General features: G+C 61.9%; 14 protein-coding genes. 3 read left to right on the top strand and 11 right to left on the bottom strand.

All coding sequences use genetic code 11. The features are described 5' to 3' along the window. Positions 1-64: 64 nt before the first annotated feature. From QMY55_RS02040 to QMY55_RS01995, 10 genes are all read right to left on the bottom strand, one after another. Positions 65-1,213, bottom strand: coding sequence for an ABC transporter substrate-binding protein (locus QMY55_RS02040; protein WP_283487055.1), 1,149 nt, complete (start codon positions 1,211-1,213; stop codon positions 65-67). Positions 1,214-1,347: 134 nt separating this feature from the next. Beyond that, positions 1,348-1,983 carry a TetR/AcrR family transcriptional regulator gene (locus tag QMY55_RS02035; RefSeq protein WP_283487054.1) on the bottom strand — a complete coding sequence of 212 codons (636 nt, stop codon included), beginning with the start codon at positions 1,981-1,983 and terminating at the stop codon, positions 1,348-1,350. A gap of 58 nt (positions 1,984-2,041) precedes the next feature. Then, positions 2,042-3,115 (bottom strand): 1,2-phenylacetyl-CoA epoxidase subunit PaaE, encoded by a 1,074-nt coding sequence (gene paaE / locus QMY55_RS02030; protein ID WP_283487053.1) that lies wholly within the window; start codon positions 3,113-3,115, stop codon positions 2,042-2,044. A 182-nt stretch (positions 3,116-3,297) separates the two neighbouring features. Continuing rightward, positions 3,298-3,849: a 1,2-phenylacetyl-CoA epoxidase subunit PaaD gene (paaD, locus tag QMY55_RS02025; protein WP_283487052.1), complete on the bottom strand. Its 552-nt coding sequence runs from the start codon at positions 3,847-3,849 to the stop codon at positions 3,298-3,300. Next, positions 3,849-4,616, bottom strand: a complete 768-nt coding sequence (paaC, locus tag QMY55_RS02020) for a 1,2-phenylacetyl-CoA epoxidase subunit PaaC (RefSeq protein ID WP_283487051.1) — start codon at positions 4,614-4,616, stop codon at positions 3,849-3,851. Before paaC ends, paaD begins: the two co-directional genes overlap by 1 nt. A gap of 10 nt (positions 4,617-4,626) precedes the next feature. Next, positions 4,627-4,935 carry a 1,2-phenylacetyl-CoA epoxidase subunit PaaB gene (gene paaB, locus QMY55_RS02015; protein WP_283487050.1) on the bottom strand — a complete coding sequence of 103 codons (309 nt, stop codon included), beginning with the start codon at positions 4,933-4,935 and terminating at the stop codon, positions 4,627-4,629. A 27-nt stretch (positions 4,936-4,962) separates the two neighbouring features. Continuing rightward, on the bottom strand, positions 4,963-5,976 hold the full coding sequence (gene paaA / locus QMY55_RS02010) for a 1,2-phenylacetyl-CoA epoxidase subunit PaaA (protein WP_283487049.1): 1,014 nt from the start codon (positions 5,974-5,976) through the stop codon (positions 4,963-4,965). A 13-nt stretch (positions 5,977-5,989) separates the two neighbouring features. Continuing rightward, entirely contained in the window at positions 5,990-7,294 is a 1,305-nt protein-coding gene (paaK, locus tag QMY55_RS02005) for a phenylacetate--CoA ligase PaaK (protein ID WP_283487048.1), read from the bottom strand. A 25-nt stretch (positions 7,295-7,319) separates the two neighbouring features. Then, positions 7,320-7,757 carry a hydroxyphenylacetyl-CoA thioesterase PaaI gene (paaI, locus tag QMY55_RS02000; RefSeq protein ID WP_283487047.1) on the bottom strand — a complete coding sequence of 146 codons (438 nt, stop codon included), beginning with the start codon at positions 7,755-7,757 and terminating at the stop codon, positions 7,320-7,322. Positions 7,758-7,772: 15 nt separating this feature from the next. Next, positions 7,773-8,573 carry an enoyl-CoA hydratase-related protein gene (locus QMY55_RS01995; protein ID WP_283487046.1) on the bottom strand — a complete coding sequence of 267 codons (801 nt, stop codon included), beginning with the start codon at positions 8,571-8,573 and terminating at the stop codon, positions 7,773-7,775. A gap of 187 nt (positions 8,574-8,760) precedes the next feature. Between QMY55_RS01995 and hemE the strand changes: the two genes are divergently transcribed. The 3 genes from hemE (at position 8,761) to QMY55_RS01980 (ending at position 14,014) form a co-directional block, all read left to right on the top strand. Further along, a complete protein-coding gene (gene hemE, locus QMY55_RS01990) occupies positions 8,761-9,870 on the top strand; it encodes a uroporphyrinogen decarboxylase (protein WP_283487045.1) in 1,110 nt (369 codons plus the stop codon). 649 nt (positions 9,871-10,519) lie between these two features. Continuing rightward, the gene (gene priA, locus QMY55_RS01985) at positions 10,520-12,697 is read left to right on the top strand and encodes a replication restart helicase PriA (RefSeq protein ID WP_283487044.1); all 2,178 of its coding nucleotides are present in this window, start codon (positions 10,520-10,522) and stop codon (positions 12,695-12,697) included. Between the two features lie 195 nt (positions 12,698-12,892). Further along, positions 12,893-14,014, top strand: a complete 1,122-nt coding sequence (locus QMY55_RS01980) for an asparaginase (protein ID WP_283487043.1) — start codon at positions 12,893-12,895, stop codon at positions 14,012-14,014. Positions 14,015-14,159: 145 nt separating this feature from the next. On the opposite strand, the gene QMY55_RS01975 is transcribed toward QMY55_RS01980, so the two are convergent. Then, complete coding sequence (locus QMY55_RS01975) at positions 14,160-15,068, bottom strand: sulfite exporter TauE/SafE family protein (RefSeq protein WP_283487042.1); 909 nt, start codon at positions 15,066-15,068, stop codon at positions 14,160-14,162.

Raw genomic sequence — 15,068 nt, 5'->3', positions numbered from 1 at the left:
CACCCCATCCAACCCGCAAGCGCACTGGCTTCAGGCAGGATGAAGTGTCATGGGCGTAACGGGCTTAGGGCTGGTACTTCCAGGTACCGTTTTCAATCTTGACCATGACCACGCCGTTCTGGATGCCCAGGTGGTCCGTGGGCGACATGGTGAACACGCCATGCGCGCCCGCCACGCCCTTGGTCTGCTCCAGCGCATCGCGCAGGGCGGCGCGGAACTCGGGCGTGCCTGGCTGCGCCTTCTTCAGAGCCACAGGCACGGCAGCCTCCAGCACCTTGCCCGCATCCCAGGAGTGACCGCCAAAGGTCGCGGCACTGCCCTTGCCGAACTTGGCCTCATAACCGTCCACATAGGCCATGGCCGTCTTTTTCACGGGATGCGAATCCGGCAGCTGATGGGCCACCAGCACGGGACCGGCCGGCAGCAGCGTGCCTTCCACATCCTTGCCTCCCACGCGCAGGAAGTCGGCATTGGCCACGCCGTGCGTCTGGTAGTACTTGCCTTTGTAGCCGCGCTCCTTGAGCGTCTTCTCAGGCAGCGCTGCGGGAGTACCCGAGCCAGCCACCAGCACCGCATCGGGCTTGGCGCCCATGATCTTCAGCGCCTGGCCTGTCACCGAGGTATCGGTACGCGAGAACGCCTCTGTCGCCACCATCTTGATGCCCTTGGCTTCCGCGGCTTTCTTGAACTCCTGCAGCCAGCCTTCGCCATAGGCATCGTTGAAGCCGATGAAACCCACGGTCTTGACGCCGCTCTTGGCCATGTGATCGGCAATGGCACCAGCCATCATGCTGTCGTTCTGAGGCACCTTGAAGACCCACTTCTTCTTGTCATCCATGGGCTCGATGATGCGCGCCGAGGCGCCCAGCGTGATCATGGGCGTCTTGCTCTCGGAGACCACATCGATCATGGCCAGCGAGTTGGGCGTGGTGCTGGAGCCGATGATGATGTCGGCCTTGTTTTCGCTGACGAGCTTGCGGGTGTTGGAGACGGCGGCCGTGGTGTCCGAGGCGTCGTCCAGAATCACATAGTTGACCTTCTGGCCACCCATGGTCTGGGGCATCAGGGCCACCGTGTTCTTTTCGGGAATGCCCAGCGAGGCAGCAGGCCCCGTGGCGGACACCACCACCCCCACCGTGATGTCGGCCAGAGCCGTTCCCCAGACTGCGGCCAGTGCGGCGGCGACCAGGCCCAACTTTGCAATGCGCTTCATGTTTGTCTCCTAGAAGTGGTTCACACAAAAATCCAGCTGCCACATCACTGAATGGCGGCCTGCTTCCCAATGGACGACCGCTCTTTTTTTCAATGCATTTTCGATTCCTTGGCGCGCACAATTTATCTTGGTAACTATATTTGTGCCAGTGTTTTTTCGGCCTTGGGAGTCGGGGTTTGTACCTCCCCGATTCCTCCCATGAACAAATCCGCCACCAATTGCGCCATCGCTTCCTGATCCAGCGCGCCATCGGAGCGCAGCCAGGTAAACATCCAATTCATCATGCCAAAAAGCAGCATGCTGATGGCCTTGGAAAGCCCTGCCTCATCCAGATCCAGACGTATCTGTGCCAGCGTTTTGCTGAAGCCCGCAACCAGTGCGCGCTCCTTGTCCAGCACCTGCTGGTGATCCTCACCCTTGAGATAGCGCACGCTTTCCGTCAGCACGCGATGCGCATGCGCAGACAAGGCATATTCCTCGACGAAACGCGCAATCAGGCTGCGCAGGCGCTGCTGCGCATCAAGCCCCGGCAAGTCCTTGACTTCCTGCTCCAAAGCCTGCAGCCGGGTCAGATGCGTGTCGCAGATCTCGAACAGCAGCGCGTATTTCTCGGTGAAGTAGTGATAGATGGCCGGCTTGGACAATCCGCAGGCCTGAGCCACCTCGTTCATGCTGGTCGCGGCGTAGCCCTGGCGCGCAAACAGCGCGGCCGCATGCTGAAGAATGAGATCACGCTGATCGTCATAACCTGCTGCACGACCTCTAGCCATAGGTCCTCTCCAGGTGATTTTTCAAAATTTCCAGCTCTTTCATTGATACATTCTGTGGTTAACGCTCATCAAACGATAGCACCACATTGCTGCTGAGCGGATGGCACTGACAGGTCAGCACAAAGCCCTGGGCGACCTCCTGTGCACTGAGTGCAAAGTTGCGCTCCATCGCCACCTCGCCTTCCAGGCATTTGGCGCGGCAGGTGCCGCAGACGCCCGAGGTGCAGGAGTACGGCACTTCCAGGCCAGCCGCCTCCGCGGCCTGCAGCAGATTCCCGTGTGCAGACTTGAAGGGGAAGCTGCGCGTCAATCCGTCACGTATCAAGGTGATCTGCGCGGCCTGAACCTCCTGCACATGACGGGCAGGCGCCCCCCCGCCCGTGGAGGGCAGAATGCCGAAACGCTCGATGTGAATGCGCTCCTGCGGAACCCCTGCGGCCAGCAGCGCAGCCTCCGCCTCGTCGTTCATCTGATAGGGGCCGCAGACAAACACGGCATCCAGCGCCTGCACGGGCGCCACGGTCTGAAGCAGCTGCGTCACCTTGGCCTGGTTCATGCGGCCCATATTGAGCGGGGCTTCCGTCTCCTCGCGTGAAAACACATGGTGCAACACCAGCCGCGTCAGATAGCGGTTCTTGAGGTCGTCCAATTCCTCCTTGAACATGGTGGACTGCAGGCTGCGATTGCCATAAAGCAGCGTCACGCAGCTGCCCGGCTCACGCGCCAGCACGGTCTTGATGATGGACAGAATCGGCGTGATACCGCTGCCGCCCGCAATCGCCAGATACTGGCGCTGCGCCGCGGGTTCGACAGGAATGAAGAAGCGTCCCTGCGGTGGCATGACCTGGATCTGATCACCGGCCTTGAGCTGGGCGTGCACCCAGTTGGAAAAGGCCCCGCCGTCCACACGGCGTACCCCCACGCGCAACTGCCCGTCATCCACCCCTGAGCAGATGGAATAGCTGCGGCGCAGGTCCTGCCCGTCGACCTCGGCGCGCAAGGTCAGGTACTGGCCCTGGGTGAAGGCAAACTGCTCCCGCAGATTGTCCGGCACCTCCAAGTTCACGATGGCAGCCTCTGCCGTATCGGGCTGCACGGAACGTACCGTCAGAGGATAGAACAAGGTACTCATCAGGATGCCTCTATCGGAATTGATTTCTTGCTGGCGGCAACAAGACTCGCTGCACACCACAAGCGCTCACAGCGTCTCTCAGAGATGCCAAGCAAGAGCCGCCTCGCAGCGATGGCATCGTCCTCCTCCCGCGAAGCGAGAGAGGAGGAAACAGCGCAGCTGTTCAGGTGGTGATTCATGGCTTATATCGGCTTGAAATATTCAAAAGGCTCGTGGCAGCTCAGGCAGCGGTAAAGCGCCTTGCAGGCTGTCGATCCGTAGGCTGACAGTCGCTCCGTCTTCACATTGCCGCAACGCGGGCAAGCCACTGCGACACCATCCGCGGTGCGCTGCTGCCGATACTGCTCACGAGGTACAAAGCGCAGGCTGATGGGCTCATGCTCAGGCACTGCGCCAGGTGGGGCGATACCGTAGGCCCGCAGCTTTTCGCGCCCCTCGGTCGTGATCCAGTCCGTGGTCCAGGCAGGAGCGCGCTGCAGTCGAACCTGCACAGGGCCAAGGCCTGCGCCCTGCAAGCCTTCGACCACACTCTGCTCTATCATTTCCGTAGCGGGACACCCCGAATAGGTAGGCGTCAGCGCCACTTCCAGCACATCACCGCTTTCCTGCACCGCGCGCACCATGCCCAAGTCGCAAAGCGTGACCACGGGCACCTCCGGGTCCGGAATTTGCGCCAGCACGGCCCAGGCCCGCTGCACGCGCTCCGATGTGCTCAAGCAAGCCACGGCAGCCATCACCAGACTCCGCCCGGGTAGGCGCGCTGCAGATGCTGCATCTCGGCCAGGATGTAGCCCATATGCTCGCTGTGCATGCCGCGCTTGCCGGTGCTGATGAAGGCCGAGGCCTTGGGCGCTTCCAAAGTTGCAGCATGCAGCACTGACTCCATCTGCGCCTGCCAGTGTTTTTGCAGTGAACCCCAGCTTGGACCCAGCCCGGTCTGTTCCGCCTGCAGATCCACGGCATCGCCGCTGAACAGCTCGGGCGCATAGCGCCACAGCGCATCGACCGCAGCCTGTGCGCGCCTACGCGATTCGACCGTGCCGTCACCCAGACGCACCATCCAGTCGGCCGCATGCTGCTGGTGGTAGCGCGCTTCCTTCAGCGCCTGACCGGCAATGGCGGCCAGCTCGGCATTGCTGGACGTCAACAACTCTTCCCACAGCAACGCCATGAAGGTCGCCACCATGGTGTTGCGCACCACGGTCAAGGCAAAGTCGCCACGTGGCAGCTCGACCAGCGTAGGGTTGTAGTAGTGGCGCTCCTCGCGCAGAAAGGCCAGCTGGTCTTCGTCGTGCCCCGAAGCCAGGCCCGCCAGCGTCAACACGGCGCGGGCCTGGCCTATCAGGTCCAGCGCCATGTTCGACAGCGCAATGTCTTCTTCAAGAATCGGTGCGTGACCACACCACTGGGCAATGCGCTGCCCCAGGATCAGGCAGGTATCGCCTATGCGCAGCAGATATTGCTGGGCCGGATCGTCCTGCAAGGTGATGCTGTGTTGCATGGAACACTCCTCACATGTGGTTGACGGCCTGGGGCAGCTGATAGAACGAGGGGTGGCGGTACACCTTGTCCTGCGCGGGGTCGAAGAACATGTCCTTGTCGCCAGGGTCGCTGGCCACGATCTGCGCCGAGGGAACAACCCAGATGCTGGTGCCTTCCTGACGGCGCGTATAAACATCGCGCGCCATCTGTATGGCCATGGCGGCGTCTGCCGCATGCAGACTGCCGCAATGCTTGTGATCCAGCCCGGCCTTGCTGCGGACAAAGACTTCCCACAGCGGCCATTCGTTGCGCGGACTGGTTTCAGGGGTTGTACTCATGATGAACTCCGGGATTCAGATTGGATTTCAGGCCTGCTTGCGCGGGGCTTCGCTGTGCTTGGCCGCATGAGCCAGGGCAGCCTCGCGTACCCAGGCACCGCCCTCCCAGGCTTTGACACGCGCAGCCAGCCGCTCGCGGTTGCAGGGGCCGTCGCCATTGACCACACGCCAGAACTCGTCCCAGTCGATGGCACCGAAGTCGTAGTGCTGGCGCTCTTCGTTCCAGCGCAGCTCGGGATCGGGCAGGCTCACGCCCAGCAACTGAGCCTGCTCCACCGTGGCATCGACAAATTTCTGGCGCAGGTCGTCATTGCTGATGCGCTTGATGCCCCAGCGCATGGACTGGGCCGTGTTCGGTGACTGGTCATCAGGCGGGCCGAACATCATCAAAGTGGCCCACCACCAGCGGTTGACGGCATCCTGCACCATGTCCTTTTGCGCCTGCGTGCCCTGCTTCATCATGGTCAGCAGGCTGTCGAAACCCTGGCGCTGGTGGAAGCTCTCCTCGCGGCAGATGCGCACCATGGCACGGGCATAGGGCGCATAGGAACAGCGGCAGATGGGCACCTGATTCATGATGGCCGCGCCATCGACCAGCCAGCCGATCACGCCCATGTCCGCCCAGCTCAGCGTGGGGTAGTTGAAGATGGAGCTGTACTTGGCCTTGCCCTGGTGCAGGGCTTCGAACATCTGGTCGCGGCTGGTGCCCAGCGTCTCTGCAGCCGCATACAGATACAGGCCATGCCCGCCCTCATCCTGCACCTTGGCCAGCAAAATAGCCTTGCGTTTGAGTGTGGGCGCCCGCGTGATCCAGTTGCCCTCGGGCAGCATGCCGACGATCTCGGAATGTGCATGCTGGCTGATCTGGCGCAGCAGGGTCTTGCGGTAATGCTCGGGCATCCAGTCCTTGGCCTCGATGAACTCACCCGCGTCGATGCGCTCATCAAAGCGCGCCTCCAGCGCCAGCTCCTCGGCGCTGCGTAGCACGGGGGCCTCGGCCCGGCCTTCCTTGCCCATCAAATCCATGGCTTGGGTGTACATGGCTGCACCTCCTTCAACGAGAACGCTTGTCGATCACGCGGCGGGCCTTGCCGACCAGCGTGCGTTCGATGGAATCGGAGCCCAGCACCTCGACCGCGGTGCTGATGCCTATCAGGGTCTTGATGCGCTGCTGCACCCACTCGGCCAGTTGCTGCTTCTCGCCGGCATTGCCGGGCTGCAGCTCGCAACGCACCGCCACCTGGTCCAGATTCCCGTCACGCGTGACCACGATCTGATACTGGCCGGACAGCTGCGCGTTCTGCAGCACGATCTCTTCAATCTGCGTGGGAAAGACATTGACGCCGCGGATGATGAGCATGTCGTCCGAGCGGCCCACGATCTTGCCCATGCGCCTGAACGAGCGCGCCGTGGGCGGCAGCAGCCGCGTGAGGTCGCGCGTGCGGTAGCGGATGATGGGCATGGCCTCCTTGGACAGAGAGGTGAACACCAGTTCCCCCTCGCTGCCTTCGGGCAGTACCTCGCCGGTATCGGGGTCGATGATTTCGGCCAGGAAGTGGTCCTCCCAGATCACCGGGCCATCCTTGGTTTCCACGCATTCGCTGGCCACTCCCGGCCCCATGACCTCAGACAGACCATAGATGTCCACGGCATCCAGCCCGCCCTTGGTTTCCAGCTCGTGGCGCATGGCCTCGGTCCAGGGCTCGGCACCGAAGATGCCTATGCGCAGCGAGCTTTGCGCGGGGTCCATGCCCTGGCGCTGCATCTCCTCGATGATGACCTGCATGTACGAGGGCGTGACCATGATGATGTCGGGCCTGAAGTCCGCGATCAGTTGCACCTGCTTCTCGGTCTGCCCGCCCGACATGGGGATGACCGTGCAGCCAGCACGCTCGGCCCCATAGTGCGCGCCCAGTCCGCCCGTGAACAGGCCATAGCCATAGGCCACATGGATCAGGTCGCCTGCCTGGCCGCCCGCCGCGCGGATGGAGCGCGCCACCAGGTCGGCCCAGATATCAATATCGTTCCTGGTATACCCCACCACCGTGGGTTTGCCCGTGGTGCCGCTGGAGGCATGTATGCGGCTGATCTGTTCGCGCGGGACGGCAAACATGCCAAACGGATAGTTGTCGCGCAAATCCTTCTTGGTGGTGAAGGGGAATTTGGCGATATCGGCCAGCGTCTTCAAGTCGGCCGGGTGCACGCCTTTGGCATCAAAGGCCTTGCGGTAGTGCGGCACGTTGTCATAGGCATGCTGCACTGTCCAGCGCAGGCGCTGCAGCTGCAGCGCCTCGATTTCATCGCGGCTGGCGGTTTCAATGGCGTCCAGCACTTGAGTGTGGTGTTTGCGAGCATCCATGGTGATGACCTTTTGATGGCTGGAGTCAGGCAGCTTGGGCAGGCACCGTGGGCTTGCCCTTCATTGAGTAGGATTTGCCCCGGAACAGCGCAATCAGTTGCCCCTGGTGGTTGCGGATGGTCACGTCATAGACACCGGTGCGCCCGGCCTGCGACAGCTCGCGCGCTTGGGCCACCAGCACATCGCCGGGGCGGCCCGGCGCCACGAAGTCCACCGACAGGCCCGATGCCACCGTCATCTCGTTGCGCGTATTGCAGGCATAGGCAAACGCCGTGTCTCCCAGCGCGGTGATATAGCCGCCATGACAGGTGTCAAAGCCGTTGAGCATGTCGTCACGCACAGGCATCTCTATCGTGGCTTCACCCGGAGCAATATGGGTGATGCGCATGGCCAGACTTTGCGCGGCACGGTCACGGGCAAACATGCCATCACGTACCAGTTCTGCCGTTTGCTGAGGTGTCATGGGTCTGCCTCGCTTTCAGCGGTCCGTGAACACGGGAGCGCGCTTGGCCATGAAGGCCGACACTCCCTCCAGATAGTCGTGGGCACTACCCAGCTGCTTTTGCGTCTGCGCCTCCAGCGCCAGCGATTCCTCGAAACTCAGATGCTGGGCCGCATCGATGGCATTGCGGGTGGCAATCAGCGCCTTGACGGGCATGGCAGCCAGCTTGTTTGCCATCTCGGCCACCGAGATCTCAAAGCCCGCATCCGGAAGCGCGCGCCAGATCAGGCCCATGGCCTCGGCATCGTGGGCTGAAAGCTTATCGCCCAGCAACGCCAGCCCCAGTGCTCGCTGGCGGCCGACCAGTCGGGGCAGCAACCAGGTACCGCCGCTGTCCGGCAACAGGCCTATTTTGGTGAAGGCCTGAATGAAGCTGGCCGACTCGCAGGCCACGACCAGATCGCAGCACAGCGCGATGTTGGCCCCCGCGCCGGCAGCCACACCATTGACGGCGGCAATCACCGGCATGGGCATGGCGCGAAGCTGCTCGCACAGCGGGCGGTAATGGCGCGCTATCAACAAGCTCAGATCGGTGGGCGGCAGCCCCTCGGGTGCCGGGGCTGCCCCTTCATCGGCCAGGTCCTGTCCTGCACAGAAACCGCGTCCAGCACCCGTCAATACAAGGCAGCGCACTCCTGAATCTGCGGCAGCTGCCTTGAGCTCCGCCAGCAGCTCCACATGCATGGCCTGCGTGAAGCTGTTGAGGGCCTTGGGACGATTGAGGGTCAGCGTGCGCACCGCACCTTGCTGCCCCACCAGGACGAGGGACTCCGACATGCTCACTCCTGTGACAGGGTATGGCTTGTGGCAGATCAACAAAATCTACCAACCGGTCGGGAAATAGTATTCCTGCACTGATCTGCATCAAACCCGCACAAACCCCATGCTCTGTATTCACGCAAGGTGTGGACTGCTGCTCGGGATTGCATGCAATGGGGCAGCCAGACTGGGCGACAATCAAGCCATGAGCTTCGCCCCCCTGACCAATGACACCTTCCTGCGCGCCTGCCGTCGCCAGGCTACTGACTACACGCCCCTGTGGCTGATGCGCCAGGCGGGACGTTACCTGCCCGAGTACAAGGCCACCCGCGCCAAGGCCGGCAGCTTCATGGGCCTGGCCACCAATGTGGACTACGCCACCGAGGTGACCCTGCAGCCGCTGGAACGCTTCCCGCTCGACGCAGCCATTCTGTTCAGCGACATCCTGACCGTGCCCGACGCCATGAGCCTGGGCCTGTCGTTCGCCGAAGGCGAAGGTCCGCGCTTTGCCAAGGTTGTGCGTGACGAGGCCGCCGTGGCCGAACTGGCCGTCCCCGATATGGACAAGCTGCGCTATGTCTTCGACGCCGTCACCAATATCCGCAAGGAGCTCAACGGCCGTGTGCCGCTAATCGGCTTCTCCGGCAGCCCCTGGACCCTGGCCTGCTATATGACCGAAGGCAAGGGCAGCGACGATTACCGAACCGTCAAGTCGCTGATGTATTCGCGCCCCGACCTGATGCACCGCATCCTGGAAGTCAATGCCGACAGCGTGGCCCTCTACCTGAACGCCCAGATCGACGCCGGCGCACAGGCCGTGATGATTTTTGACAGCTGGGGCGGCGTGCTGGCCGATGGCGCGTTCCAGGAATTCAGCCTGGCCTATACCAAGCGCGTACTGGCCCAGCTCAAGCGCACCGGCGTGGACGGAACCGATGTGCCCCGCATCGTCTTCACAAAGGGCGGCGGCATCTGGCTGCCCGACATGAAGGACATCGACTGCGAAGTCCTGGGCCTGGATTGGACGGCCAATCTGGGCAAGGCTCGCGCCATTGTGGGCGGCGAAGTCGGCGGCCCCGGCAAGGCACTGCAGGGCAATATCGACCCCAATGTGCTGTTTGCCGCGCCCGAGCAGGTTGCCGCCCAGGCGCGTGCCGTGCTGGACAGCTTTGGCAAACCCCATACCGACAGAAACACCACCGGCCCCACCCACATCTTCAACCTGGGCCATGGCATCAGCCAGTTCACTCCGCCCGAGCATGTGGCGGCCCTGGTGGAAGCCGTACACAGCCATTCGCGCAAGCTGCGCGGCTAAACGCCTTCATGGCAGCAGATTCAAGGGTTAACCCTTGAATTCAACCTGTATCTACAAATGGTTATTGCGCGACATTTGCACCAACAGATGTCGCGCAAATTCATTCAAGCCTTTGATTTTTCAATGGGTTTTCAGAAACCACAAATTTCATGGGCATCGGCAAGTTTTCACATTTTTTTATTTTCTGAGCAAAGCCTTCCGAAGTTATCCACACTCCGAATGGATCACCTGCCCTGCAGGCCACGCCACTGCGTGCATTAGCGCTATTTTCTTGGCGATTTGTCCACTTTACGGAAGAATTTAAGCGAATTTAGGTCTAGGGAGCTTCGGTCTTGACAGCCCCTCGCCCCTCATTTATGCACAGATGTGCACAAGCAGGTGGCTAGCTTTCAGCCTGATTCACGCACCCTCCAAGATCACGTAAAAACCAAATAAGTTATTGTTTTATTTATATTTTCAAATTCTTCTATCCGTCTTATACAAATAGACAAATGCCGATTTGAAGATCCATAGCCTCTATCACTCGAATTTCCCCCACAAAGTTATCCACAAGCCGCAAAGCCTGCAGCAGCATCAAAATCTGCTATAGCTCCTGTGCCAGCAGTCAGGCTGACCGACAAGCACCCGCTCTTTCCCCCACCTCTCGCCCATGTCTCACATCGTCAACGTCGCCGTTCAGACGCCTGCCCACAGCGCCGTGGGGGAACTGCTGAGCTACCGCAGTGACGAGCCTCTGCTTCCCGGCACCCTGGTGCGGGTGCCGCTGGGCAAACGGGAACTGCTAGGAGTGGTGTGGGATGCGCCTTCCGCGCCCGATGGCCTTCCCGAAGGCGTGGAACTGCGCTCCATCGCTGCCGTGCTGAGGGAAATTCCCCCGTTGAGCCGTAACTGGCGGCGCCTGGTCGGCTTTGCCGCCCATTACTACCAACGCAGCGTGGGCGAGATCGCCGTCACTGCGCTGCCGCCTCAGTTGCGCGACATGACGCCCGAACAGCTGGCGCGCCGCCTGGCTCCACCCAAGCCTGCCAAACCCAAGAGCAAGAAAGCCGCCCTGAAGCAGGAACCAGCGATTGCCGAGGCCGCCGAGCCGGCAAAAGCACAAGCTGCAGCAACACCTGATTTGGTAGCACTCAGCGCAGAACAGTCCTTGGTTTTCGAGCAAATAGAGCAAAACTCCGGCCCCTTTTTGCTCTACGGCAGCACGGGCAGCGGCAAGACCGAGGTCTATCTGCGCGCCGCACAGGCCGTGCTCGATGCCAACCCCGAGGCCCAGGTGCTGGTGATGGTGCCCGAGATCAATCTCACGCCCCAGCTGGAAGAGCGTTTTGTCGGCCGCTTTGCGCCCCGGTACGGCAAGGAGTCCGTAGTCAGCATGCACAGCGGCATGACCAACCCGCAGCGTCTCAAAAGCTGGCTGGCCGCCCACATGGGCCAAGCCCGCATTGTGCTGGGCACGCGCATGGCGATTTTTGCCAGCCTGCCGCAGCTGACGCTAATCGTGGTCGACGAGGAGCATGACGCCAGCTACAAGCAGCAGGAGGGTGCGCGCTACTCGGCACGCGATCTGGCCATCTGGCGCGGGCGCGATACCGGAGCCAAGGTGATTCTGGGCAGCGCCACGCCTTCGCTGGAGAGCTGGCACGCATCCGACCCCGAGGTGGGCCGCTATCTGCGCCTCAATATGCCCAGCCGCATAGGCGCGACCGGCTCAGGCACGGCATCGCTGCCCAAGGTGCGGCTGGTCGATATGACCCAGCAGCCCAAACGAGCCGTATTCTCACCGCCGCTGATGGACGCCATCACCGAGCGCGTGCAGCGCGGCGAACAAAGCCTGGTTCTGCTGAACCGCCGCGGCTTTGCCCCCGTGCTGTTCTGCGCCGACTGCAACTGGAAAAGCGACTGCCCGCATTGCAGCGCCCACCAGGTCTTCCACAAGGGCGACCGCACGCTGCGCTGCCACCACTGCGGCTTTACCCAGCGCGTGCCCTTTGCCTGCCCCAGCTGCGGCAACCCCGACATTCTGCCGCTGGGCAAAGGCACGGAGCAGCTGCAGGAAGAGCTGGAGCGGCTGCTGCGCAATGTGCAGCGCCCCGATGGGGACCCTGCTCGCGTGGCACGCATAGACGCCGACACCACCAAGGCCAAGGGCAGCCTGGAAGAGCAACTGGCCCAGGTGCATGCCGGCGATGTGGATGTGCTGGTCGGCACGCAGATGGTGGCCAAGGGCCATGACTTCCGGCGCATCACGCTGGTCGCCGCCGTGCAGCCCGACAGCGCCTTGTACTCCAGCGACTATCGCGCGCCCGAACGCCTGTTCTGCCTGCTGATGCAAGCGGCTGGCCGGGCGGGACGTGACGCCCAGTATGTCAAGGCCCAGGGCAGTCATCCCGAGATGTGGATTCAGACCCATGATCCGCAAAACGCCGTCTACACAGCGCTGCGCAAGCATGACTATCCCGCCTTTGCCAGACAGCAATTGCAGGAGCGCCTGGACGCGGGCATGCCGCCCTATGCTTTCCAGGCCATAGTCCGCGCCGATGCACGCAGCCAGGAAGCCGCACAGGCTTTTCTGAGTGCCGCCACCCAGGTCGCACGCGATGCCGCCCTGCCCCATCTGGACGAAGTGTTCATCTATCCCCCCATCCCCATGGCGGTGCAGCGCGTGGCCAATGTGGAGCGTGCCCAGATGCTGCTGGAGGCCGGCAACCGCAGCGCCCTGCTGCGCTTTCTGAACGCCTGGCAGCAATATCTGCACTGGCTGCGCGGCCTGCCCGAGCACAGGCCGCTGGTGCGCTGGCTGGTGGATGTGGACCCGCTGAGCATCTAAAGCCGTCCAGGATTTAAGGTTTTTAGCCCTCCAGCCCTTTACCCACAATCGCTGACAGCTATCAATTTATATAAATCGCAGCCGCCTGCCAAATCCATCGGGATTTGCGCGAATGGGCAAGCCGGCATGGCTATTGCATGGTGTGAGGCTCGGCTCCACAAGAAGCCGATTTCTTCCAACATGGAGCACACCCTCATGCAGAAAAACGTTTTCCGCCAGACCCTGCTGGCTGCCACTCTTGCCACACTGAGCATTCTGTCCGTCCCCGGAGCAGCTCTGGCCCAGGATGCCACGCCCGCTGCCGCAACAGCGGCCAAGACTCAGACGGCCAAGCCCAATGTGGTGGTTCTGGCCACCGGTGGCACGATTGCGGGTGCCGGTGCCTCCACCGTCAACAGCGCCACCTACACGGCCGCCAAGGTGCCTGTGGACAAGCTGCTGGCCGGCCTGCCCGAACTGGCCAATGTGGCCAATGTGCGTGGCGAGCAGGTGTTCCAGATCGCTTCCGAAAGCTTTACCAATGACAACCTGCTGACCCTGGCCAAACGCGTCTCCGCCCTGGCCAAGCAGTCCGATGTGGACGGCATCGTCATCACCCACGGCACGGACACTCTGGCCGAGACCGCCTACTTCCTGAGCCTGACCGTGCATACCGACAAGCCCATCGCCGTGGTCGGCAGCATGCGCCCCGGCACGGCCCTGTCGGCCGATGGTGCGCTGAACCTGCTCAATGCCGTGAGCGTGGCAGGGTCCAAGGATGCGCGCGGCAAGGGCGTATTCGTCACCATGAATGACGAGATCAACACCGCCCGTGATGTGAACAAGGACATCAATATCCAGACCAGTGCCTTCCACAGCCAGTGGGGGCCGCTGGGCATGGTGGTCGAAGGCAAGAACTACTGGTTCCGCGCCCCCGTCAAGCGCCACACCAACAACTCCGAATTCAATATCGACAACATCGACAAGCTGCCCCAGGTGGACATCGTCTATGCCTACGGCAGCGTCCAGCCCACGGCCGTGAACGCACTGGTCGATGCCGGCGCCAAGGCCATCGTCCACGCCGGCACGGGCAATGGCTCGGTGGCCGACCGCATGGTCAAGCCGCTGCAGGATGCCCGCGGCAAGGGTGTGCTCATCGTGCGTTCCTCACGCGTGCCCTACGGCTTTGTGCTGCGCAATGCCGAGCAGCCCGACGACAAGTACGACTGGGTGGTCGCCCACGATATGCGCCCTGAAAAAGCGCGTCTGCTGACCATGCTGGCACTGACCAAGGGCGCCAACACCAAGGAACTGCAGCGGATGTTCTGGGAGTATTGATCCAATCCCCCTGAGGCGCGGACGCGCCTTCCCCCTCTCTCTACGCGCTGCGCGCTAGGGAAGGGGATGACAGGGTTGGTTTGGATATTGAAAACGTCTTGCGCAGGTGTCGCCTGCGCAAGACGTTTTGCTTTTGGCTCGGGCCTCATGTGGTCACCATCGCCAAAAAGACGGCGATCAACAGCCCCAAATAGACCTTCGCGTGAACTCGGTCTGGAATACGACCAATCCACAGCGATGCGGCACGGATACCGATCCAAGAGCCGACCACGAGCACAGCAGCGGCTCGTATGTCGATATAGCCGAGATGCCACTCCCCAGGCGCTAAAGGAGATTGCGTGGAAAGGGCGATGTAGGTTGCTGTTCCCGCCAGCGCGACCGGCAGCGATAGCGGATTCGCCATGGCGGTAGCTCTTGTCATTTCAATTCCACGGCGGCGCATCAGGGGAACGGTCATCACGCTACCGCCGACTCCCAGCAATGCGGCAACCCACCCGATCACCAGTCCGGACAGCGTATTCGCCAGTGCCCCAGGGCGGCGCTGCTTGGTTGTGGGCTGGGCAAGAAATCCAGGCCTCAGCCAGCAGTCCAGAATGGTCAGCATCAGGTATGCCGCAAACGCCCAGCGCAGCCATTCGCTTTGAACAAGGCTTGCCGCAAGCGCGCCCAGTATCGCCCCGGCGCCAATAGGACCCAGCAATGGCCTGACGCTCACCCAATCCACGGTTCCTGCCCGCTGGTGGCGCCAGGTTGCCAGAAGCGCACCAAAGACCATCACGCAAGTGGATGTGGCAACGGCAATCTGCATGGCCGACTGCCCCGCCGCACTGCCTGGGCCGCTCGAGGTGGACAATATGCGAAACAGCAGCGGCACCACCACGAACCCGCCACCAAAACCAAACAGAACGGTGGTAACGCCCGTCACACAACCGCAGACGGCCAACAGCAAATACAAGGACACGAAAAACTCCATGGATGCAGGAGCCGTCACAGTAAATGGCTCTGAACTGGCGCGCTTTCGATGTTTGGCCAACAATATTTGCATTTCGGCCAT

This window comes from Comamonas resistens (assembly GCF_030064165.1).
In the GTDB taxonomy this organism is placed as follows: domain Bacteria; phylum Pseudomonadota; class Gammaproteobacteria; order Burkholderiales; family Burkholderiaceae_C; genus Comamonas; species Comamonas resistens.
This window is presented reverse-complemented; position numbering and strand designations above follow the sequence as displayed.

Coding starts and splice junctions, on each gene's coding strand:
- QMY55_RS02040 (WP_283487055.1), bottom strand. CDS start 1,213: ATGAAGCGCATTGCAAAGTTGGGCCTGGTCGCCGCCGCACTGGCCGCA.
- QMY55_RS02035 (WP_283487054.1), bottom strand. CDS start 1,983: ATGGCTAGAGGTCGTGCAGCAGGTTATGACGATCAGCGTGATCTCATT.
- paaE (WP_283487053.1), bottom strand. CDS start 3,115: ATGAGTACCTTGTTCTATCCTCTGACGGTACGTTCCGTGCAGCCCGAT.
- paaD (WP_283487052.1), bottom strand. CDS start 3,849: ATGGCTGCCGTGGCTTGCTTGAGCACATCGGAGCGCGTGCAGCGGGCC.
- paaC (WP_283487051.1), bottom strand. CDS start 4,616: ATGCAACACAGCATCACCTTGCAGGACGATCCGGCCCAGCAATATCTG.
- paaB (WP_283487050.1), bottom strand. CDS start 4,935: ATGAGTACAACCCCTGAAACCAGTCCGCGCAACGAATGGCCGCTGTGG.
- paaA (WP_283487049.1), bottom strand. CDS start 5,976: ATGTACACCCAAGCCATGGATTTGATGGGCAAGGAAGGCCGGGCCGAG.
- paaK (WP_283487048.1), bottom strand. CDS start 7,294: ATGGATGCTCGCAAACACCACACTCAAGTGCTGGACGCCATTGAAACC.
- paaI (WP_283487047.1), bottom strand. CDS start 7,757: ATGACACCTCAGCAAACGGCAGAACTGGTACGTGATGGCATGTTTGCC.
- QMY55_RS01995 (WP_283487046.1), bottom strand. CDS start 8,573: ATGTCGGAGTCCCTCGTCCTGGTGGGGCAGCAAGGTGCGGTGCGCACG.
- hemE (WP_283487045.1), top strand. CDS start 8,761: ATGAGCTTCGCCCCCCTGACCAATGACACCTTCCTGCGCGCCTGCCGT.
- priA (WP_283487044.1), top strand. CDS start 10,520: ATGTCTCACATCGTCAACGTCGCCGTTCAGACGCCTGCCCACAGCGCC.
- QMY55_RS01980 (WP_283487043.1), top strand. CDS start 12,893: ATGCAGAAAAACGTTTTCCGCCAGACCCTGCTGGCTGCCACTCTTGCC.
- QMY55_RS01975 (WP_283487042.1), bottom strand. CDS start 15,068: ATGGCCGAAATGCAAATATTGTTGGCCAAACATCGAAAGCGCGCCAGT.